This window comes from Providencia sp. PROV004, from assembly GCF_011045615.1.
Taxonomy (GTDB): domain Bacteria; phylum Pseudomonadota; class Gammaproteobacteria; order Enterobacterales; family Enterobacteriaceae; genus Providencia; species Providencia rettgeri.
In genome coordinates, this window is sequence record NZ_CP042859.1 from 3,488,793 (window position 1) to 3,509,767 (window position 20,975).

Annotated in this window: 18 protein-coding genes, 3 tRNA genes and 3 rRNA genes; 10 read left to right on the top strand and 14 right to left on the bottom strand. The window is 41.2% G+C overall.

Going from position 1 to position 20,975, the window contains the following annotated elements; genetic code table 11:
* Nucleotides 1-110 precede the first annotated feature (110 nt).
* The 3 genes from FVA69_RS15940 to FVA69_RS15950 are packed head-to-tail and all read left to right on the top strand — an operon-like array spanning nucleotide 111 to nucleotide 1,525.
* A complete protein-coding gene (locus tag FVA69_RS15940; RefSeq protein ID WP_109913268.1) occupies nucleotides 111-434 on the top strand; it encodes an antibiotic biosynthesis monooxygenase family protein in 324 nt (107 codons plus the stop codon).
* The gene (locus FVA69_RS15945) at nucleotides 427-834 is read left to right on the top strand and encodes an amino acid-binding protein (protein WP_109913267.1); all 408 of its coding nucleotides are present in this window, start codon (nucleotides 427-429) and stop codon (nucleotides 832-834) included. The genes FVA69_RS15940 and FVA69_RS15945 overlap by 8 nt, the downstream gene beginning before the upstream one ends.
* Complete coding sequence (locus FVA69_RS15950; protein ID WP_123382167.1) at nucleotides 815-1,525, top strand: ArsR/SmtB family transcription factor; 711 nt, start codon at nucleotides 815-817, stop codon at nucleotides 1,523-1,525. The genes FVA69_RS15945 and FVA69_RS15950 overlap by 20 nt, the downstream gene beginning before the upstream one ends.
* Before the next feature lie 83 nt (nucleotides 1,526-1,608).
* Here the strand turns inward: FVA69_RS15950 and FVA69_RS15955 are convergent.
* The 7 genes from FVA69_RS15955 to gmhB form a co-directional block, all read right to left on the bottom strand.
* A tRNA-Asp gene (locus tag FVA69_RS15955) sits at nucleotides 1,609-1,685 on the bottom strand.
* A gap of 59 nt (nucleotides 1,686-1,744) precedes the next feature.
* Nucleotides 1,745-1,860, bottom strand: a 5S ribosomal RNA gene (gene rrf, locus FVA69_RS15960).
* A 143-nt stretch (nucleotides 1,861-2,003) separates the two neighbouring features.
* Nucleotides 2,004-5,021 (bottom strand): 23S ribosomal RNA (locus tag FVA69_RS15965).
* A 315-nt stretch (nucleotides 5,022-5,336) separates the two neighbouring features.
* Nucleotides 5,337-5,412: transfer RNA gene (locus tag FVA69_RS15970), tRNA-Ala, on the bottom strand.
* A gap of 132 nt (nucleotides 5,413-5,544) precedes the next feature.
* Nucleotides 5,545-5,621, bottom strand: a tRNA-Ile gene (locus tag FVA69_RS15975).
* A 65-nt stretch (nucleotides 5,622-5,686) separates the two neighbouring features.
* Nucleotides 5,687-7,226, bottom strand: a 16S ribosomal RNA gene (locus FVA69_RS15980).
* The 16S, 23S and 5S rRNA genes sit together here with 3 tRNA genes alongside, the layout of an rRNA operon.
* A 429-nt stretch (nucleotides 7,227-7,655) precedes the next feature.
* On the bottom strand, nucleotides 7,656-8,222 hold the full coding sequence (gmhB, locus tag FVA69_RS15985) for a D-glycero-beta-D-manno-heptose 1,7-bisphosphate 7-phosphatase (RefSeq protein WP_004915273.1): 567 nt from the start codon (nucleotides 8,220-8,222) through the stop codon (nucleotides 7,656-7,658).
* 168 nt (nucleotides 8,223-8,390) lie between these two features.
* Between gmhB and metN the strand changes: the two genes are divergently transcribed.
* From metN to proS, 6 genes are all read left to right on the top strand, one after another.
* Nucleotides 8,391-9,422 (top strand): methionine ABC transporter ATP-binding protein MetN, encoded by a 1,032-nt coding sequence (gene metN / locus FVA69_RS15990; RefSeq protein ID WP_004915275.1) that lies wholly within the window; start codon nucleotides 8,391-8,393, stop codon nucleotides 9,420-9,422.
* A complete protein-coding gene (metI, locus tag FVA69_RS15995; protein WP_004257375.1) occupies nucleotides 9,415-10,068 on the top strand; it encodes a methionine ABC transporter permease MetI in 654 nt (217 codons plus the stop codon). Before metN ends, metI begins: the two co-directional genes overlap by 8 nt.
* A gap of 59 nt (nucleotides 10,069-10,127) precedes the next feature.
* Nucleotides 10,128-10,949: a MetQ/NlpA family lipoprotein gene (locus tag FVA69_RS16000; RefSeq protein ID WP_004257378.1), complete on the top strand. Its 822-nt coding sequence runs from the start codon at nucleotides 10,128-10,130 to the stop codon at nucleotides 10,947-10,949.
* A 122-nt stretch (nucleotides 10,950-11,071) separates the two neighbouring features.
* Complete coding sequence (gene rcsF, locus FVA69_RS16005) at nucleotides 11,072-11,473, top strand: Rcs stress response system protein RcsF (RefSeq protein ID WP_004908829.1); 402 nt, start codon at nucleotides 11,072-11,074, stop codon at nucleotides 11,471-11,473.
* Nucleotides 11,474-11,480: 7 nt separating this feature from the next.
* Nucleotides 11,481-12,200, top strand: coding sequence for a tRNA (N6-threonylcarbamoyladenosine(37)-N6)-methyltransferase TrmO (tsaA, locus tag FVA69_RS16010; protein WP_164529098.1), 720 nt, complete (start codon nucleotides 11,481-11,483; stop codon nucleotides 12,198-12,200).
* Nucleotides 12,201-12,299: 99 nt separating this feature from the next.
* Complete coding sequence (gene proS / locus FVA69_RS16015) at nucleotides 12,300-14,018, top strand: proline--tRNA ligase (RefSeq protein ID WP_004908825.1); 1,719 nt, start codon at nucleotides 12,300-12,302, stop codon at nucleotides 14,016-14,018.
* Nucleotides 14,019-14,080: 62 nt separating this feature from the next.
* On the opposite strand, the gene chbG is transcribed toward proS, so the two are convergent.
* The 7 genes from chbG to nlpE form a co-directional block, all read right to left on the bottom strand.
* Entirely contained in the window at nucleotides 14,081-14,836 is a 756-nt protein-coding gene (gene chbG, locus FVA69_RS16020) for a chitin disaccharide deacetylase (RefSeq protein WP_164529099.1), read from the bottom strand.
* 35 nt (nucleotides 14,837-14,871) lie between these two features.
* Nucleotides 14,872-16,224, bottom strand: a complete 1,353-nt coding sequence (locus tag FVA69_RS16025) for a 6-phospho-beta-glucosidase (protein ID WP_164529100.1) — start codon at nucleotides 16,222-16,224, stop codon at nucleotides 14,872-14,874.
* 108 nt (nucleotides 16,225-16,332) lie between these two features.
* Nucleotides 16,333-17,199 (bottom strand): transcriptional regulator ChbR, encoded by an 867-nt coding sequence (chbR, locus tag FVA69_RS16030; protein WP_109911813.1) that lies wholly within the window; start codon nucleotides 17,197-17,199, stop codon nucleotides 16,333-16,335.
* A 10-nt stretch (nucleotides 17,200-17,209) separates the two neighbouring features.
* Nucleotides 17,210-17,557, bottom strand: a complete 348-nt coding sequence (gene chbA / locus FVA69_RS16035; protein ID WP_004908815.1) for a PTS N,N'-diacetylchitobiose transporter subunit IIA — start codon at nucleotides 17,555-17,557, stop codon at nucleotides 17,210-17,212.
* Between the two features lie 44 nt (nucleotides 17,558-17,601).
* Nucleotides 17,602-18,960, bottom strand: coding sequence for a PTS N,N'-diacetylchitobiose transporter subunit IIC (gene chbC, locus FVA69_RS16040; protein ID WP_036957985.1), 1,359 nt, complete (start codon nucleotides 18,958-18,960; stop codon nucleotides 17,602-17,604).
* A 115-nt stretch (nucleotides 18,961-19,075) separates the two neighbouring features.
* Complete coding sequence (locus tag FVA69_RS16045; protein ID WP_004908810.1) at nucleotides 19,076-19,396, bottom strand: PTS sugar transporter subunit IIB; 321 nt, start codon at nucleotides 19,394-19,396, stop codon at nucleotides 19,076-19,078.
* 371 nt (nucleotides 19,397-19,767) lie between these two features.
* On the bottom strand, nucleotides 19,768-20,424 hold the full coding sequence (gene nlpE / locus FVA69_RS16050; protein ID WP_109911812.1) for an envelope stress response activation lipoprotein NlpE: 657 nt from the start codon (nucleotides 20,422-20,424) through the stop codon (nucleotides 19,768-19,770).
* Between the two features lie 271 nt (nucleotides 20,425-20,695).
* On the opposite strand from nlpE, the gene rof reads away from it, so the two are divergent.
* A complete protein-coding gene (gene rof / locus FVA69_RS16055) occupies nucleotides 20,696-20,959 on the top strand; it encodes a Rho-binding antiterminator (RefSeq protein ID WP_004908806.1) in 264 nt (87 codons plus the stop codon).
* Nucleotides 20,960-20,975: the final 16 nt, after the last annotated feature.

Consider the following 20,975-nt stretch of genomic DNA (forward strand, 5'->3'; position numbering starts at 1 on the left):
TTACTTCCCATTCTTTTAAATTCCCCTGCTATTTTCAATATTTCGCTCACCATCGAAGTATCTCTTAATTAACCCTTTATAGTTGAGCTCTCAATATTAAGGAGAGACTCATGATCGCAGTGATTTTCGAAGCCATCCCAGTACCAGAACAAAAAAATCGTTATTTTGAACTAGCCGGTCAACTAAAATCTGAACTTATGCGCATAGAAGGGTTTATTTCGGTTGAACGTTTTCAAAGTATAACCACTGAAGGAAAAATTCTCTCACTTTCGTGGTGGGAAACAGAAGAAGCCGTAAAAAATTGGAAAAAACATTTCATGCATATTGAAGCACAAGTTGAAGGACAACAAACCATTTTTTCTCATTATAGAATTCGAATTGCTAATACCCTAAAGGATTACTCATTCAATAAAGAGGATAATTTTAATGTATGATATTCATGTGATTATTGAAAACCAAGTGGGTGCTTTAGCACTATTGGCGACAACATTAGGGAAACATGGTATTGGCCTTGAAGGTGGTGGTGTTTTTTCTATCGAAGGAAAAAGCCATGCTCACTTTCTCGTCACCCAGCCAGAAAAAGCAAGCAATGCTCTGGCTACAGTAGGGCTGAAGATTGAAAGTATTTCAAAACCTGTGATCCGCAAATTAAAACAAGAACGCCCAGGCGAACTTGGAGAAATTGTTTCTCTGCTTGCACGCCACCAAATTAATATCTTAGTCCAATATAGCGACCATAATAACAGGCTAATATTAATAACAGACAATAATATATTAACTACTGAAGTTACAAAGAAGTGGGAAAACCTACCATATGATACCAAGCAAAAATAGTATTCTCATTGAAGAAAAAGAACCATTAGAGAAATCTATCGCAAAAATTGCATTTGCGATTGCTGACCCTTCAAGAGTCAGCATTTTGTGTGCATTAATGGATGGTAGGGCATGGACAGCAACAGAATTAAGTGCAGTTGCAGATATAGCACCATCAACAACGAGCGCACACCTCACTAAGCTATTAAATAGCCACTTAATTAGCTGTCTATCTCAAGGAAGGCACCGGTATTACCGACTTGCAGGCTCAGATATTGCCGAATTATTAGAAACATTAATGGGGGTATCCATTAAATTAGAGTATACCCCAACAATAGCAACACCTATTCATCTGCGAAAAGCACGTACTTGCTATGATCACTTAGCAGGGGAAGTTGCTGTTCAGATCTACGAATTTATGGATAAAAATGGTTGGTTTACCGCTAAAGAAAACAAGTTATCAGATATTGGTATGGCGCAATTTAAAAAATTTGGGATAGATATTATTCCTCATACAAAACGAAAAATAGCATGCGCTTGCTTGGATTGGAGTGAAAGGCGTATGCACCTAGGAGGACTTGCAGGAGCCTTGCTACTACAATTCTTTGAAAAAAATAGATGGATAGATAAAGCAAAAGGCTATAGAGAAATTACTTTTACTTCCAATGGTAAAAAAGCTTTAAAACGTATTTTTGATATTAATATCGGTTAACCTAAAATAGGCATTATCGATAAAATTCAGTATGTTATCAATACAAAAAAGCCTCGCGATTTTCATCACGAGGCTTCGATAAGTGGCGGAACGGACGGGACTCGAACCCGCGACCCCCTGCGTGACAGGCAGGTATTCTAACCAACTGAACTACCGCTCCACTTATTCTTTTGCCTTTCGGCTGTTTACCGCTAATTGAGCAATAAACCTTTAATTAATGTCTGGCAGTTCCCTACTCTCACATGGGGAGACCCCACACTACCATCGGCGCTACGGCGTTTCACTGCTGAGTTCGGCATGGGGTCAGGTGGGACCACCGCGCTATTGCCGCCAGACAAATTCTGTGTGTTCCCGTTTAATCTCACTTTCGTGCACTAAACCAGAACATTAATCTCGAACAAGCTGCTGTGTCCTTCACCTCTCGGCTTCTCACGCTTATTGAATCAACATAATCTCTCTAAAACACCTTCGGTGTTGTCAGGTTAAGCCTCACGGTTCATTAGTATTGGTTAGCTCAACGTATCGCTACGCTTACACACCCAACCTATCAACGTCTTAGTCTTAAACGTTCCTTTAGGACCCTTTAAGGGTCAGGGAAGACTCATCTCAAGGCAAGTTTCCCGCTTAGATGCTTTCAGCGGTTATCTCTTCCGCACTTAGCTACCGGGCAATGCCATTGGCATGACAACCCGAACACCAGTGGTGCGTCCACTCCGGTCCTCTCGTACTAGGAGCAGCCCCTTTCAATCTTCCAACGCCCACGGCAGATAGGGACCGAACTGTCTCACGACGTTCTAAACCCAGCTCGCGTACCACTTTAAACGGCGAACAGCCGTACCCTTGGGACCTACTTCAGCCCCAGGATGTGATGAGCCGACATCGAGGTGCCAAACACCGCCGTCGATATGAACTCTTGGGCGGTATCAGCCTGTTATCCCCGGAGTACCTTTTATCCGTTGAGCGATGGCCCTTCCATTCAGAACCACCGGATCACTAAGACCTACTTTCGTACCTGCTCGAGCCGTCACTCTCGCAGTCAAGCTGGCTTATGCCTTTGCACTAACCGCATGATGTCCGACCATGCTTAGCCAACCTTCGTGCTCCTCCGTTACTCTTTGGGAGGAGACCGCCCCAGTCAAACTACCCACCAGACACTGTCCGCACCCCGGATAACGGGGCTACGTTAGAACATCAAACATTAAAGGGTGGTATTTCAAGGTTGGCTCCATGCAGACTGGCGTCCACACTTCAAAGCCTCCCACCTATCCTACACATCAAGGCTCAATGTTCAGTGTCAAGCTATAGTAAAGGTTCACGGGGTCTTTCCGTCTTGCCGCGGGTACACTGCATCTTCACAGCGAGTTCAATTTCACTGAGTCTCGGGTGGAGACAGCCTGGCCATCATTACGCCATTCGTGCAGGTCGGAACTTACCCGACAAGGAATTTCGCTACCTTAGGACCGTTATAGTTACGGCCGCCGTTTACTGGGGCTTCGATCAAGAGCTTCTCCTTACGGATAACCCCATCAATTAACCTTCCAGCACCGGGCAGGCGTCACACCGTATACGTCCACTTTCGTGTTTGCACAGTGCTGTGTTTTTAATAAACAGTTGCAGCCAGCTGGTATCTGCGACTGGCTTCAGCTCCATCCGCGAGGGACTTCACCTAGCGCCAGCGTGCCTTCTCCCGAAGTTACGGCACCATTTTGCCTAGTTCCTTCACCCGAGTTCTCTCAAGCGCCTGAGTATTCTCTACCTGACCACCTGTGTCGGTTTGGGGTACGATTAATGATAATCTAGAGCTTAGAGGCTTTTCCTGGAAGCGGGGCATGAGCTACTTCATCACCGTAGTGACTCGTCGTCGGACCTCAGCATATAGTGAACCGGATTTGCCTAATTCACCTGCCTACATCCTTAAACCGGGACAACCGTCGCCCGGATAGCCTAGCCTTCTCCGTCCCCCCATCGCAATTATCACCAGTACGGGAATATTAACCCGTTTCCCATCGACTACGCATTTCTGCCTCGCCTTAGGGGTCGACTCACCCTGCCCCGATTAACGTTGGACAGGAACCCTTGGTCTTCCGGCGTGCGGGTTTTTCACCCGCATTATCGTTACTTATGTCAGCATTCGCACTTCTGATACCTCCAGCATACCTCACAGTACACCTTCACAGGCTTACAGAACGCTCCCCTACCCAACAATATTTACATATCGCTGCCGCAGCTTCGGTGCATAGTTTAGCCCCGTTACATCTTCCGCGCAGGCCGACTCGACCAGTGAGCTATTACGCTTTCTTTAAATGATGGCTGCTTCTAAGCCAACATCCTGGCTGTCTGAGCCTTCCCACTTCGTTTCCCACTTAACTATGACTTTGGGACCTTAGCTGGCGGTCTGGGTTGTTTCCCTCTTCACGACGAACGTTAGCACCCGCCGTGTGTCTCCCGTGATAACATTCTTCGGTATTCGTAGTTTGCATCGAGTTGGTAAGTCGGGATGACCCCCTAGTCGAAACAGTGCTCTACCCCCGAAGATGAGTTCACGAGGCGCTACCTAAATAGCTTTCGGGGAGAACCAGCTATCTCCCGGTTTGATTGGCCTTTCACCCCCAGCCACAAGTCATCCGCTAATTTTTCAACATTAGTCGGTTCGGTCCTCCAGTTAGTGTTACCCAACCTTCAACCTGCCCATGGCTAGATCACCGGGTTTCGGGTCTATACCCTGCAACTTATTCGCCCAGTTAAGACTCGGTTTCCCTACGGCTCCCCTATACGGTTAACCTTGCTACAGAATATAAGTCGCTGACCCATTATACAAAAGGTACGCAGTCACCCCACCCCAAAGCACATTCACTGCTTGTTTTGTGTGTTGGGCGTCGCAAAAAACGCTCCGCCAACGCGTGTTGAATGTCACTTCAAAGTTGTCCTCAACACCAGAAAATGCTTTGGTGGTGGGGCTCCCACTGCTTGTACGTACACGGTTTCAGGTTCTATTTCACTCCCCTCGCCGGGGTTCTTTTCGCCTTTCCCTCACGGTACTGGTTCACTATCGGTCAATCAGGAGTATTTAGCCTTGGAGGATGGTCCCCCCATATTCAGACAGGATAACACGTGTCCCGCCCTACTCGTCGAGTTCACAACACTAACACCTTCGGATACGGGGCTATCACCCTTTACTGCCGGCCTTTCCAGACCGTTCTCCTGATGCTAATGTTGATTAAGACTCTGGGCTGCTCCCCGTTCGCTCGCCGCTACTAGGGGAATCTCGGTTGATTTCTTTTCCTCGGGGTACTGAGATGTTTCAGTTCCCCCGGTTCGCTTCGTTTGACTATGTATTCATCAAACGATAGTGCAACGAATTGCACTGGGTTTCCCCATTCGGAAATCGTCGGTTATCACGGTTCATATCACCTTACCGACGCTTATCGCAGATTAGCACGTCCTTCATCGCCTCTGATTGCCTAGGCATCCACCGTGTACGCTTAGTCGCTTAACCTCACAACCCGAAGGTGTCTTCTTACAACGAGTGACTGTGCTTCATGATTTCGGCGTTAGTCCGTGCGCGCAATGCTCACGTACGTTAAGTACGCTGCGCTTGCTGTGCGCGGGCTGCCTTGAACTCATGTCGCTCGTCGACTCGATAGTTCAAAGTACACTATTCAAGTTGAGATTTTTGAGAGACTCTCACATTGTTTAAGCGATAAACAATGTGCGTTGTTTTCAATTTTCAGCTTGTTCCAGATTGTTAAAGAGCATAATTATTCGCAATAGACTATTTCACTAATCTATTCTGAATAATCAGAAAAATTTATGGTGGAGCTAAGCGGGATCGAACCGCTGACCTCCTGCGTGCAAGGCAGGCGCTCTCCCAGCTGAGCTATAGCCCCATAAAGGTATTTTTCGGTATCGTTTCTTTTTATGAAAGAAATTAGTTATAAATCGAATTTAGGCAAGGCATAACATGGCGACGTTTACGCTAGGTAAACGAGCTAGGTTATAACGACGCATCAATTCGATTTTGGTAGGCCTGAGTGGACTTGAACCACCGACCTCACCCTTATCAGGGGTGCGCTCTAACCACCTGAGCTACAAGCCTATCGATACCGCTACTCTATTTCATCAGACAATCTGTGTGAGCACTTCACAAAAACACTTCAATGGTAAGGAGGTGATCCAACCGCAGGTTCCCCTACGGTTACCTTGTTACGACTTCACCCCAGTCATGAATCACAAAGTGGTAAGCGCCCTCCCGAAGGTTAAGCTACCTACTTCTTTTGCAACCCACTCCCATGGTGTGACGGGCGGTGTGTACAAGGCCCGGGAACGTATTCACCGTAGCATTCTGATCTACGATTACTAGCGATTCCGACTTCATGGAGTCGAGTTGCAGACTCCAATCCGGACTACGACGCACTTTATGAGTTCCGCTTGCTCTCGCGAGGTCGCTTCTCTTTGTATACGCCATTGTAGCACGTGTGTAGCCCTACTCGTAAGGGCCATGATGACTTGACGTCATCCCCACCTTCCTCCGGTTTATCACCGGCAGTCTCCTTTGAGTTCCCGACCGAATCGCTGGCAACAAAGGATAAGGGTTGCGCTCGTTGCGGGACTTAACCCAACATTTCACAACACGAGCTGACGACAGCCATGCAGCACCTGTCTCAGAGTTCCCGAAGGCACCAAAGCATCTCTGCTAAGTTCTCTGGATGTCAAGAGTAGGTAAGGTTCTTCGCGTTGCATCGAATTAAACCACATGCTCCACCGCTTGTGCGGGCCCCCGTCAATTCATTTGAGTTTTAACCTTGCGGCCGTACTCCCCAGGCGATCGATTTAACGCGTTAGCTCCGAAAGCCACTCCTCAAGGGAACAACCTTCAAATCGACATCGTTTACAGCGTGGACTACCAGGGTATCTAATCCTGTTTGCTCCCCACGCTTTCGCACCTGAGCGTCAGTCTTTGTCCAGGGGGCCGCCTTCGCCACCGGTATTCCTCCACATCTCTACGCATTTCACCGCTACACATGGAATTCTACCCCCCTCTACAAGACTCTAGCTGACCAGTCTTAGATGCCATTCCCAGGTTAAGCCCGGGGATTTCACATCTAACTTAATCAACCGCCTGCGTGCGCTTTACGCCCAGTAATTCCGATTAACGCTTGCACCCTCCGTATTACCGCGGCTGCTGGCACGGAGTTAGCCGGTGCTTCTTCTGTCGGTAACGTCAATCGTTGATGATATTAGCATCAACGCCTTCCTCCCGACTGAAAGTACTTTACAACCCTAGGGCCTTCTTCATACACGCGGCATGGCTGCATCAGGCTTGCGCCCATTGTGCAATATTCCCCACTGCTGCCTCCCGTAGGAGTCTGGGCCGTGTCTCAGTCCCAGTGTGGCTGATCATCCTCTCAGACCAGCTAGGGATCGTCGCCTAGGTGAGCCATTACCTCACCTACTAGCTAATCCCATATGGGTTCATCCGATAGCGCAAGGACCGAAGTTCCCCTGCTTTGCTCCTGAGAGATTATGCGGTATTAGCTACCGTTTCCAGTAGTTATCCCCCTCTATCGGGCAGATCCCCATACATTACTCACCCGTCCGCCGCTCGTCAGCGAGAAGCAAGCTTCCCCTGTTACCGCTCGACTTGCATGTGTTAGGCCTGCCGCCAGCGTTCAATCTGAGCCATGATCAAACTCTTCAATTAAAAAGCTTGATGCTCAAAGAATGTTTACTGTCGTTTGATTTCCGAAGAAACCAAATTACCTATTAGTTCATATATATGAATTAACGTGTTAGTCACTCTTCAAGACTTAAAATCAAATATTTTTTGATAGTGTCCTGTGAGTGCCCACACAGATTGTCTGATAAATTGTTAAAGAGCGTTGCGACTAAATCTTTTGATTTTCGACTTCGAGGTCGTTGTCGCGAGGAGGCGTATAATACGTTTTCCTCTGTGAGAGTCAAGCAATTTTTTGCTTTTTCTTTTCAGAATCTCTCGCTGCCGTTTCAGTGTTCATCGCGCTTTGCGTTGTCTTGTTCCCGGTCAGTGGTGGCGCATTATAGGGAGTCAGAAAAATCTGGCAAGTGTTTTTTTACATTTTTTTTCTAACTGCCTATTTACCACACAAAACGACTACTTTTTGATTCTTTTTAGTGCTTCTGGCAGTTCGGCAATACTATTAATAACAAGATCTGCATTATTAATTGCCTCATCTGTGACTGGCTCGCCACTTTTTACTAATACGGTCGTACCGACGTTAGCACCTTTACCTGCTAACATATCAGCCAGTTTGTCACCGACCATAATGGATGAAGCCATATCTATCTTTAAAAAGTCTTGTGCATCTAATAGCATTCCAGGTTTTGGTTTACGACAATTACAGTCTTGGCGATATTCTTCTACTGTAGCTTCCGTATGATGGGGGCAAAAATAAATACCGTCTAAGTCAATACCGCGATCTGCTAATGACCAATCCATCCATTCTGTTAGTTGCATAAACTGGTCTTCTGTATAAATTCCCCGACCAATACCTGACTGGTTGGTTACGATAACTAATGCATAGCCCATCTTTTTTAATTCAAGCATTGCTTCAATTGACCCTTCGATAAATTCGAAGTCATCAATTTTATGCACATAGCCATGATCGATATTAATTGTTCCATCTCTATCTAAAAAGACTGCTGGGATCCCGTTACTCACCTGTTTGCTCCTAAAATTTAGTATTTTTTTAGTATCTCATGAAAAGAAATAAAAGGAGAATAGAATAAATAGAACAATCTTTATTGACTTAGACGTCTAGACGCCTTAACATCCAACCTTATTAGATACACTATCTAAAAACAATTCAGATAAAGTTAGAAACTATAAATGATAAAGCTCTCAAATATTAATAAAGTTTTCCAGCAAGGAAGCCGTAACATTCAAGCACTTACTGATATTAGCTTGCATGTGCCTGCTGGTCAGATCTATGGCGTTATTGGTGCTTCAGGTGCAGGTAAAAGTACGCTTATTCGTTGCGTAAATATGCTTGAGCGCCCAACTTCAGGCCAAGTTATTGTTGATGGGCAAGATTTAACGTCGATGACTGAAAAAACCTTGACGAGAGCACGTCGCGGCATTGGCATGATTTTTCAACATTTTAACTTGTTATCTTCACGCACTGTTTTTGATAACGTTGCTCTACCTTTAGAGCTTGATAATACGCCTAAAGAAAAAATTAAAGAGCGTGTGAATGAATTACTAGATTTAGTTGGTTTAAGTGAAAAGAAAGATGCTTATCCTGCGAATTTATCCGGCGGACAAAAACAACGTGTAGCTATAGCTCGCGCATTAGCTAATTCCCCTAAAGTATTGCTATGTGACGAAGCTACAAGTGCATTAGACCCGGCGACAACTCGTTCAATTTTAGAATTGTTGAAAGATATTAACCGCCGATTAGGACTAACTATCTTATTAATTACTCACGAAATGGATGTTGTAAAACGTATTTGTGACCAAGTTGCAGTAATAAGTGGTGGTCAATTAATCGAGCAAGATAAAGTGAGCGAAGTATTCTCTCACCCAAAAACACCTGTCGCTCAAGCATTTATACAGTCAACATTAGTCATTGATATTCCAGATGATTATAAAGAACGATTGAAAACAGAACCAGGTCAAGACCTATCTCCATTACTTAAGCTCGAATTTACAGGGCAGTCTGTTGATGCACCTTTAATTTCAATGGCAGTACGTAAGTTTGATATTGATATTAATATTTTAAGTTCACAAATTGACTACGCTGGCGGCGTGAAATTTGGTGTGATGCTAGCAGAGCTACATGGCATCAATGGTGGCGTTGAGTCCACAATTGCATTTTTGAAAGAGCACCACGTGAAAGTAGAGGTTTTGGGTTATGTCTGAGAGAATGATTTATCTGCTGATTAACGGCACAATTGACACTATCACAATGACCTTTGTTTCCGGCTTTTTAGGTTTTGTTTTAGGTTTACCTTTAGGCGTGTTGCTCTATATTACGCGCAAAGATCAAGTTATGGAAAATGTTGGCTTATATCGTGCTCTTGCGGTTGTTGTTAATATTTTCCGTTCAGTACCGTTTATTATTTTGCTAGTTTGGATTATTCCATTAACGTCGTTTCTTGTTGGTACCACCATTGGTTTAAAAGCAGCTATCGTGCCTTTAACTATTGGGGCCGCACCATTTATTGCTCGTATGGTTGAAAATGCGTTATTAGAAATTCCAAGTGGTTTAATTGAATCAGCTCGTGCAATGGGGGCAACTCCACTTCAGATTATTCGTAAGATTTTAATCCCTGAAGCATTGCCAAGTTTAATTAATGCAGCCACTATCACGTTAATTATGTTAGTCGGATATTCTGCAATGGGTGGTGCAGTTGGTGCCGGTGGTTTAGGCCAAATCGCACTACAATATGGTTATCAAACCTATAACCCTGTTGTGATGAATACCGTTATTGTTCTACTTGTCATTTTAGTAAATCTAATTCAGTTTGGTGGCGAGTATTTAATGAAAAAAGTTTCACATCGATAGTTAGTAAAATAGCGGCGCCGTTGAGGTGCTTATAAAGTCCGTTTTAAAGGGGTAAACCAATGTCTATTAAATTAAAATCTATCGCAGTTGTCGGCGCGCTATTAGGCACACTCGTTCTCACTGGTTGTGGTGAAAAAGAGAAAGATGCTAACAGCATTAAAGTTGGTGTGATCATGGGCAAAGAATTAGAAGTTGCTGAAGTCGCGCAAAAAGTAGCTAAAGAAAAATACGGTTTAAATGTTGAGCTTGTTTCATTTAATGACTTCGTCTTACCAAACGAAGCATTAAGTAAAGGCGATATCGATGCGAACGCATTCCAGCACAAGCCTTATCTTGATCAGCAAATTAAAGACCGTAACTATAAATTAGTCCCTGTTGGAAATACTTTTATTTATCCAATTGCGGCTTACTCTAAAAAGATTAAGTCAGTTGATGAACTTGCAGATGGTTCACAAATTGCGTTACCAAATGACCCAACTAACTTAGGCCGTTCATTACTGTTATTACAACAACAAGGTTTAATTAAATTAAAAGATGGTACAGGTTTAATGCCAACGGTTTTAGATGTGGTTGAAAACCCGAAAGACCTGAAATTTGTTGAGTTAGAAGCACCTCAATTACCTCGTGCTTTAGATGACCAAAAAATTGCCTTAGCGATCATCAATACTACTTGGGCGAGTAGTGCTACACCTAAATTAACCCCAGCAAAAGATGGTTTATTTGTTGAAGATAAAGATTCTCCTTACGTAAATATTATTGTTGCTCGTGAAGATAATAAAGATAGCGAAAATGTGAAGAAATTTATTCAAGCATATCAATCAGATGAAGTGGCAAATAAAGCTAACGAAGTCTTCGATGGTGGTGCAGTTAAAGGCTGGTAATCTTTTTTATTATTTAAAAAACGATTAAAATACTAGACGGCTTAACGCCGTCTAGTATTTTTTGTAATTTATAGACTATAAAACAACGGCATTATTTTGAATAATATAAGAAAGGTATAATTATGAGACTGTTATTGCTCACTTTGGTGACATTTTTGTTAGCCGGGTGTGGAATTAACCAATACACGAGTCCAGGGCAAAATAAAGGTTTCACTAGTATGAAATTGTCTAAACCTGTACCGAGTGAGACAAAACCAAACACTGCAAACGTTAAATTAATGAATAGTCCAGAAGAATTATTAGGGATGCCTTTCAAAGATTTAGGTGTTGTTTCTGGGGAATCTTGTCGAGAAAGTGTTCAAAGCCCTCCGGCAAATTTGAATACCGCAAAAAACAGTATGTTATCACAGGCTGCCTATATTGCGGCTGATGCAGTACTTTTACACCAGTGCCAAACTATGACCTCCCCAGGTTGTTACCAGGCAACTATTTGCGAAGGCAGTGCATTAAAAATTGTTGAATAAGTATCTTATGCAATCTTTTCAGTTTAATGTTATTGGGCACATTGAATCACCTTATAAAGAAAAGTTTGCGATCCCTCGCCAACCTGGACTTGTTCAGGGAGGTGCGGGACGCTTACATCTAAATTCTCCATTTAACGAGCCAAATGCAGTCCGAGGTCTCAATCAATTTAGCCACGTTTGGGTTTTATTCATTTTTCATCAAACGATGGAAAATGGCTGGAAGCCACTAGTGCGTCCTCCAAGGCTAGGAGGCAATGATAAAATGGGTGTTTTCGCAACCCGTTCAACATTTAGACCAAACCCAATAGGTATGTCACTTGTTGAATTACATGAAATAACAATAAAAAATAACCAAGTGATCCTTGAGCTTGGTAGTCTTGATTTGGTTGATGGCACCCCAGTTATCGATATAAAACCTTATTTACCTTTCGCTGAGGCAATACCTACTGCAACTGCAGGGTATGCGCAAGAAACACCTTCAGATAATATGCCGGTTATATTTACCCCACATACAGAAACTGTATTAAATACTTATCAAAGTCAGTACCCGGGTATTAAACAATTTATTTCACAAGTTTTAATGCAAGACCCTCGCCCTGCATATAAAAAACAATCTACTGAAATACGTGACTATGCAGTCCATTTATTAGATTTTAATATTCGTTGGCGAGTAATTGATGGTGTGACTGAAGTATTCGCTATTGAACCATACGAAAAATCACCTTAACCCCTTTTGACAAGTCTTCGTCACTGGTAGACTAGCTCACTATATACCTTGGCAAATAAGTCGTTTGCCATAACTTGTTGTTCTAATGGAACCTATACAATGCGTACTAGCAAATATCTGCTCTCAACTCTAAAAGAGACCCCTGCGGATGCAGAAGTTATCAGCCATCAGCTGATGCTGCGTGCAGGAATGATCCGTAAACTTGCCTCTGGTCTGTATGACTGGTTACCCACTGGTGTGCGTGTTCTGCGAAAAGTAGAAACCATCGTTCGTGAAGAAATGGAAAATGCAGGCGCTATAGAGGTATCTTTACCCGTCGTCCAACCTGCAGATTTATGGCAAGAAAGTGGACGTTGGGAACAGTATGGCCCTGAATTGCTGCGTTTTGTTGACCGTGGTGAGCGCCCGTTTGTTCTCGGCCCAACCCATGAAGAAGTGATCACCGATTTAGTGCGTAACGAAATTACGTCTTACAAACAACTACCATTGAATTTATTCCAAATTCAAACCAAATTCCGTGATGAAGTTCGCCCACGTTTTGGTGTGATGCGTTCACGTGAATTTATCATGAAAGATGCATACTCTTTCCACACTAGCCAAGAATCATTGCAAGAAACCTACGATACAATGTACGAAGCCTACAGCAAAATTTTCACGCGGATTGGTTTTGATTTTCGTGCTGTTCAAGCTGATACAGGCTCTATCGGTGGTAGCGCATCCCACGAATTCCAAGTATTAGCAAAAAATGGTGAAGATGACGTTATTTTCTCTACCGAATCTGATTATGCTGCTAACATTGAATTCGCAGAAGCATTAGCACCAACAACACCTCGTGGCGCTCCAACAGAAGAAATGCGGCTTGTTGATACGCCAAATGCAAAAACAATTGCAGAGCTTGTCGAACAATTCAATTTACCTGTTGAGAAAACTGTTAAGACATTGATTGTCCACGCGAAAAAAGATTCAGGGCACACTTTAGTCGCTTTATTAATTCGTGGCGACCATGAATTAAATGAAATCAAAGCAGAAAAACACCCTTTAGTGGCTAGCCCATTAGAATTTGCCACTGAAGCTGAAATCAGAAATGCGGTGAATGCAGGCCCAGGTTCTTTAGGCCCTGTCAATATGCCTCTACCGATTGTTATCGACCGTAGCGTTGCAGTAATGAGCGACTTTGGTGCTGGCGCAAATATTGATGGCAAACACTATTTTGGCATCAACTGGGAACGTGATTTAGCGTTACCAGAAGCTTTTGATTTACGTAACGTTGTTGAAGGCGACCCAAGCCCTGATGGTAAAGGCGTACTACAAATTAAACGCGGTATCGAAGTTGGCCACATTTTCCAATTAGGCACTAAATACTCAGAAGCAATGAAAGCATCAGTCCAAAATGAAGATGGCCATAACCAAATCGTCACCATGGGTTGTTATGGTATTGGTGTAACGCGTATTGTTGCCGCTGCCATTGAACAAAGCCATGATGACCGAGGAATTATTTGGCCGGATGCAATTGCTCCGTTCCAAGTGGCTATTTTACCAATGAATATGCACAAATCTTATCGTGTTAAAGAGGTTGCAGAAAAACTTTACACTGACTTAAAAGCAAACGGTATTGATGTGATTTTCGATGACCGTAAAGAGCGCCCTGGTGTGATGTTTGCCGATATGGAGCTGATTGGTGTTCCATATACTATCGTTATTGGTGACCGTAACTTAGACAACAACCAAATTGAATATAAATCACGCCGAAGTGATGATAAAGAACTTGTTGGTTTAGAAAATATTGTTAGCTTCCTAAAAGGTAAGCTCGGTAAATAAAACAGGTTAAAAGCTAGAAAATAAAGCCCAAATTTAGGTTACTTTGAATTTGGGCTTTTTCTTTAGATGTCTCGGTACGAACCAATCTTAAAGCCATGTGCCAAAATTTGTGATTTTAAGTTTTCAGATGTTAAAACTTCCAATTCATTTAAACGTGGATATGCATAGTTACTTTTTAATAGTGCATTATCAATAAAAGCAGGATGGCTCATAACTTCAATAGATCTATTACCTTGTACCTTAGCTTCATTAATAATCTTCAAAAACAGTGTTTCTGAAATTTCATCACCATAGAATTCGCTACTAAAACAGTCCGTACTCACCACTTGATATGATAATGGTGGCCAATTCTTCTCTAATTGACGATCAACGCGTAATGCAACTCCCTTCTCTTGGGCGAAAGCAACTACAATTGGAAAAATACCTTCAATCATATGGACATGATGATGGCTATCAATATGGCTAGGTTTTTGACCAAAAATTTCGATAAACTTTTGATATTGCAAGTTTAGCTCTTGTTCAATCTCAATCAATGGTAAATCATTAATATCAATATCCCAAAGCCATTTCCCCAACATTCCATCACGGCTGAGTGTAGGCATTGATGAGAAGGGCTTTCCTGCAGTTAAAACAAAATGCATGCCCACCGCTAAGTTCGGATTTTCTTGGCTTAATTTAGCTGCATGGGATATTGTTGGCATATTCATCATCGCACTAGTTGAATGAACTATCCCATTACGATGAGATTCAATAATACCATAATTGACAGCTTCACAGAGCCCAAAATCATCAGCATTTACAATAAGTAGTACAGCCATATGCTCTCCCTTAATTCTATAAGCTATCTGGCTAATTAACCTTCTTGCTCAAGCTGTTGTATTGCTTTAGCAAAGTTGGGTAGATATTTTTTATGGGCGATAAGTAATTCCTTAGAAATTAAACGCGCATCGTTATCAGAATGAATTAATGGGTTTAAATTCATCGCCAATAAAACATCATTAAACTGACCATTTACTGCAGCTTGGCTAGTCGCAATCTCAAAGTTTTTTAAGGTATAAATTAAACCAAGTACTTTATCATCAAAATGTTTTACCCGTGGGTGCGGTTTCGCACCATCACGACCTAATATACATGTCATTTCGACAGTCCAGTCTTCAGGAATATTATCGATATGTCCATGATGTGGAATATTAACATAGTGCTCCGTTTGCTTATCATTGTATATCGCATTGATGACTTCACAAGCTGCATCTGAATAATAAGCCCCACCTCTTAATTCAAGCTCTTTAGGCTTTACATCTAATGTCGGGTTTTTATATAGTTCAAATAGTTGATGTTCAACTTTTTGCACGACTTGTGCCCTAGCACCGCCTTTATAATACTCACCCAGCTCAATCGCTAGCATTTCCTTAGGTTTAAAATAGTACAATAAATAGGAACATGGGATCAGATTTAACCCGCGAATTAGACCTTCGTCAAAAGCAAGGTCAGTAATGTTTTTAACTGAATTGGCACTTAACGTTCCAGAGGCAATACCCTCTAATAATTCATTAAACCTCGATGAGCCATTTACAATAACATCTTTGATAAAAACCATATGGTTTAAACCAAATAAATCGATAGATAATTCATCACTATCAGATAGTTTTAAAACGTCGGTAATAAACATTTTCATACCGATAGGGATATTACAAACACCAATAAAGCGTGTGAAATTAGTATGCCGATAAACAGCCTCAGTCACCATACCAGCAGGGTTAGTAAAATTAATTATCCAAGCATTCGGGCAAATTTCTTCAACATCTTTGATAATGTCAAAAATCACAGGTATTGTTCGTAACCCTTTGAATAAACCACCAGCACCATTAGTTTCTTGTCCCAAATAACCATGTTTTAAAGGGATCGATTCATCTAATTCACGCGCTTTTAATTGCCCAACTCTTAATTGAGTCGTGACGAAATCAGCATCTTTTAATGCTTCTCGCCTATCCAGTGTTTTAAATATCTTTAGAGGTATATTGGCATGCTTAACCATGCGTTCGCATAAATTATAGATAATATCTAATTTTTCTTTACCTTCTTCGACATCCACTAACCATAATTCAGTAATAGGTAATTCATGGTAACGTTTAATAAAACCTTCCAGTAATTCAGGAGTGTAGCTACTCCCCCCTCCAATAGTAACAACTTTTAATTTCTGAGTCATATTAACCTCATGGACCTTTATAATAGACATAGAAAAGCACACCATCCTTATATATAAAGATGGGTATGCTAGAGATTTTAGTAATGGAAAGCTTATTTAGATAATAATTTAACCTACCATTTTTTGTTCAACGCTAAATAGATTTTTTCTGTAATCACTCGGTGTTAATGAAGTTAGCTCTTTAAATTTTTTTACAAATAAACTTGGGCTGCTATAACCTGATTCAAAAGCAATATCTGTAATTGAATAATTAGTTATTTCAAGTTGCTTTTTAGCAAAGTTAATTCTGATATCATTAATAATCTGCATTGGCGTTTTGCCATAATATCTTTTTGTTGCCCGGGTTAAGTATTCTTGTGATTTTCCCGTTATAGAAATCATATTTTGTAGAGCTCTCTCACTAAACATAGCGATATCATGCATTTCTTCCAATGTGCTTTTTAACCACTGCGGTGCATCATCTCGCATACTTTTTTCACGATAATGGCGTAATCGATTTACTACATTAAATGTAACTAACTCAATAAATTCATTAAATTCGCTATCACGAAAATTTAATGATGCGATTACGGATTCTATATAAGCCATAAACTCATTTTTCAATTGATAACCCTGTGATGCAACAAAACAACTTGGTAATAGTGGTAAGTAATGTTTATCAAAAAATGATTTACTGATACCCACATTCAATATTCGTGTTGGCCCAAAATCATAAGCACTTTCGTGATAAGACCCTATTGGAAGAAAAATGAAATCTCCTCGTTCTAATAAAACTTTTTTTCCATTAATTATTTGATAACAACGCCCCGTTAAAACGATCATATATTCATAATAATCATGTTGATGCAGTCCACTTGCACTCTCAACTTTATTATAAATAAAGACATGAAAGGTTTTATTATTAAAAAGTTCACTTTCTTGAACTAGTTTAATTTCAGCATTAGTGTCGGTTCTATTCATCAGTGTCTGCATCATGACCCTCTCTCTAATGGTTTAGTTTTTCATGTAATTCAATTAACTCTGTAATTAATTCACGGGCTAACATTGCGTTCATTAAATGATCCTGCGCATGAACTAGGACTAGGCTTACTTTGATTCGCCCTTCCCCCATATCACTTTCAATTAACTGAGTTTGCACTTTATGAGCTTCATTCAACGAGGAATGAGATTGCGCCATTAAACTTTTTGCGGTCACAAAATCACCTTCTTTCGCTTTTTTTAATGCGGTGTAAGCTAAGCTTCTTGCTTGCCCTGCATTAATAATCAGTCCCATGACAACTTCTTCAAGTTCATCCGTAGTGGCATTTTCTTGGATATCATTAAGCTCAAACATATTTTTATCTCTATTTTAATGAGAGGAGCAAGCTCCTCCCTATTTTAAAATTTAAGTGCGTTAGCAATATCTTCTTCACTTTCTTCTTCATCAATTGTGTTTTGTGCTTTATTAGAAATCACAACAAATGGAAGATAAACGAGTACGGCCACACCAAGGTTAAATAATGCAAGTAATAAAGCGGCAATACTACCATTTGTATTGAAGAATGCAGCTAGCCCAGTAGGCATCGTCCATGGTGCAATATTCGTCACTGGCGGGATAATCCCTAGATAATAAGCCGCGACCATTATTCCCGCCAATAAAGGCTGAATAAGAATAAATGGAATAAACATTACTGGGTTCATAATAATGGGTAGACCAAAAATAATCGGCTCATTAATTTGGAAAATACCCGCTGGTAATGCTAATTTCGCAACCTGACGATGATCGGCACGGCGTGATGCAATAAAGATAGCAATAATTAATCCTAATGTAGCACCGGTTCCACCTAAGAACACATAGGAATCAAGCATCGGTTTTGCCCACATATGGAAAGACTTACCCGCAGCAATCGCAGCGTCAACTGAGCCATATTCAGCATACAAAGACACGTTTTCCAATGCCCATGGGGTCATTATGCCACTATCTAATGCGGTTAATGCGAGAGAACCGTGAATACCAAAGAACCATAGTAGAGACGTAAATACAACATATGCCCAACCAACAACATTCCCCATAGAAGCAAGTGGTGTTGATACTGTATCCATTATAATTTGATGGAAGTTACTACTAATACCGCTTAATGCCCACGACACAATTCCCATAATGGATAAGATAATAAAACCAGGAATAAGTGCAGAAAATGAACGAGATACAGATGGAGGTACGCTATCGGGTAATCTGATCACCCAATTACGGCGAACAATAAAAGTGAACATTTCAGCAACGACTAGCCCTAGAATGATCCCTGAAATGATATTTGCCCCACCGAGCCAGTTAGCACCAACAGCATAAGCACCATTGACGTCATAAGGTGTTACTGTCATGAAAGATGCAACGGCTAACAAACCAGCCGCTAGAGGATCCACCTTACGTTCTTCCGCCAGTGCCATTGCAATAAAAAAAGGTGCCATTAAGGACATTATCCCCAATGTCCCGTTATAAACATTTCCACCGATGGCTTTAAAGCCATTTAGTGTTTCTATCGTTGAGGGTTCTAGTCTAACGCCCAAAGAATAGAAAAAAGACCCTGTATCAAAACTCAGAAAAACATTATTAATTAGCACAAACATTGCCCCAACTAATGTCAGAGGCATAATTCGAATAAAACCATTCTTTATTGCATTAACATGAGGTTGCTTTCCCAATCTAACTGCGAATGGAAGGAGAACCTTTTCAAGCGAAGTGATAAAAAGACTCATAAAATTACCCTCAATTTTTTTGAGTGTGCTCCATTCTTAACTAATTACGTTGTATTAATAGCGTTCATGTCGATGGAGTTATTATGTTGTAGAGGTAGTAAATAGCTTTTTGATACTAGCTTGCCGATTGTTGTTTTATGATTGCAACAGCGACTTTTAGTACACCAAGCCCATCCACTTTTCCGTATAAAAGTGAATCAATAACTTCAACTGGCTTATTAGGTAATAATTTCTGAATATCCGATAACATCCACGCGATTTGCGGGCCCAGCAATATTACATCCGCATCTACACCCTTCTCTGAAGCTAAGCTTTCAGGGAAGGCTTCAATATTGACAGGTACATCATATTTTTCTGCTTGCTGTCTCATTTTGTTAACTAGCAGTGAGGTAGACATACCTGCAGAACAAAATAGATAAATATTTTTCTTATTCATTCCTTATCCTTTAATTCGTTCTATTTTTTATTACCGCTGTGACTTATAAGTTTTCTTATAGACTTATCATATAACTCAGCCCTACACGCTAAAGAATATAATTATCTCTAGTTGAATTGAGTATACTGCCTTCCCAGCCTTTTCGATAATTCAAACTGAGCAACAATTGTCTCCTATTGACCAGCAGCTATGACGACCTTCACATTTATATAAATATTTTGCGTCAATAAAAAAGTTATACTGATGTCAAATAATGATAAGAAATGAATTAAAGATAGAGAATACGAGGCGTTAGTCGATAATTTAGGAGTCCGAAAGAAAAAGACCCACTTCAACTGAAGTGGGTCTTTTAAGAAAGGAAAAAATACGAATTAGTTACAAGAAGCCGATTTGTCGAATTTAATTGTACCTGTTGGTACTAATGCTGAGTCGAACTGACCATCTTCCATTGAAGGACGAATGGTATAATAACCTTCAATTTCAGCGTAAACTGGCGTACCACCATCTACACCCGTTTCTCCATACGCTTTTTCTAATTCGATACCAGAAGCTGCATATTGACGACCACTAGCGCACTCTGTGAATACCGCTGCATCTGCCATATAGCGGTATTGCCCCACTTTTTTACTTGGCTTAACTTGGTCTAATGTATAATTCATCTGTGTTTCAATCGGGTTACCGTCTAAATCCAGTAAGGTCATTGATTGGCCATCTGCTGATTGGGCAAAATAAGTGCTCTCACCTTTAGGATTAGTTGCACGTAATTTATTATTTTCTATATTCCATTTACCAGTATCATGGAAAGCAGTGTCACCATCTTTCGTTCCTAAGTAGACAAGCTGCTCAACATAACTACCGTCTTGGTTAACTAACAATGTCGCCTCAATACCAGAGCAATCTGCACAAGGTAAAACGCCTGTATATACTTTATCGACTGGTGCTGCATCAATATTTTTTGTCGCACTCTGACAGCCAGCTAACGTAATGCTTCCAACCGCCATTAAGACTAACATTAGTGATTTTTTCATTATAATTCCCTTAAAACCATGTGTTTTAACTTATTAACCAATATAAACATCATAGCATTTCATCTAATAAAAATATGGCAAACATAAGAAAATTCGGACATTACTGATAAAATACGTTATGCATTGATTTGGTGAATAAGAATTGTCTTTTTCCCAGTGCTGTGATTATAGTTATTAAAGTTACTGTGCTATTATCGTACTAAGCACATTTTTGCTTGGTACAACATGTTCAAGGCGGCAATAACCGCCACTAACACAGTGGTGAGGGAATATGTCTACAGATACTGAATATCAACCTATCAATTGTGATGATTACGAATATCTAGAAATCGCATGCCAACGTCAGCTAAAATTGCAAATAGCACTTAATGACGGCGTGAATATTGAGGGGCAGGCCAATGATTTACTCCTACGAAAAAAAGTTGAGTACCTGATTGTTGAGACACATGAAGGAACCAAGGAGTTAAGATTGGATTGCATAATTTCCTTCAGTCATCCAGAAATCGGCACGATTGTTGTCGACCACTCTCACTAATACTCGCTATTTTGAG

Excerpts from the sequence above, each read along its gene's own strand:
- FVA69_RS15940 (WP_109913268.1), top strand. The coding sequence starts at position 111 with ATGATCGCAGTGATTTTCGAAGCCATCCCAGTACCAGAACAAAAAAAT.
- FVA69_RS15945 (WP_109913267.1), top strand. The coding sequence starts at position 427 with ATGTATGATATTCATGTGATTATTGAAAACCAAGTGGGTGCTTTAGCA.
- FVA69_RS15950 (WP_123382167.1), top strand. The coding sequence starts at position 815 with ATGATACCAAGCAAAAATAGTATTCTCATTGAAGAAAAAGAACCATTA.
- metN (WP_004915275.1), top strand. The coding sequence starts at position 8,391 with ATGATAAAGCTCTCAAATATTAATAAAGTTTTCCAGCAAGGAAGCCGT.
- metI (WP_004257375.1), top strand. The coding sequence starts at position 9,415 with ATGTCTGAGAGAATGATTTATCTGCTGATTAACGGCACAATTGACACT.
- FVA69_RS16000 (WP_004257378.1), top strand. The coding sequence starts at position 10,128 with ATGTCTATTAAATTAAAATCTATCGCAGTTGTCGGCGCGCTATTAGGC.
- rcsF (WP_004908829.1), top strand. The coding sequence starts at position 11,072 with ATGAGACTGTTATTGCTCACTTTGGTGACATTTTTGTTAGCCGGGTGT.
- tsaA (WP_164529098.1), top strand. The coding sequence starts at position 11,481 with ATGCAATCTTTTCAGTTTAATGTTATTGGGCACATTGAATCACCTTAT.
- proS (WP_004908825.1), top strand. The coding sequence starts at position 12,300 with ATGCGTACTAGCAAATATCTGCTCTCAACTCTAAAAGAGACCCCTGCG.
- chbG (WP_164529099.1), bottom strand. The coding sequence starts at position 14,836 with ATGGCTGTACTACTTATTGTAAATGCTGATGATTTTGGGCTCTGTGAA.
- FVA69_RS16025 (WP_164529100.1), bottom strand. The coding sequence starts at position 16,224 with ATGACTCAGAAATTAAAAGTTGTTACTATTGGAGGGGGGAGTAGCTAC.
- chbR (WP_109911813.1), bottom strand. The coding sequence starts at position 17,199 with ATGATGCAGACACTGATGAATAGAACCGACACTAATGCTGAAATTAAA.
- chbA (WP_004908815.1), bottom strand. The coding sequence starts at position 17,557 with ATGTTTGAGCTTAATGATATCCAAGAAAATGCCACTACGGATGAACTT.
- chbC (WP_036957985.1), bottom strand. The coding sequence starts at position 18,960 with ATGAGTCTTTTTATCACTTCGCTTGAAAAGGTTCTCCTTCCATTCGCA.
- FVA69_RS16045 (WP_004908810.1), bottom strand. The coding sequence starts at position 19,396 with ATGAATAAGAAAAATATTTATCTATTTTGTTCTGCAGGTATGTCTACC.
- nlpE (WP_109911812.1), bottom strand. The coding sequence starts at position 20,424 with ATGAAAAAATCACTAATGTTAGTCTTAATGGCGGTTGGAAGCATTACG.
- rof (WP_004908806.1), top strand. The coding sequence starts at position 20,696 with ATGTCTACAGATACTGAATATCAACCTATCAATTGTGATGATTACGAA.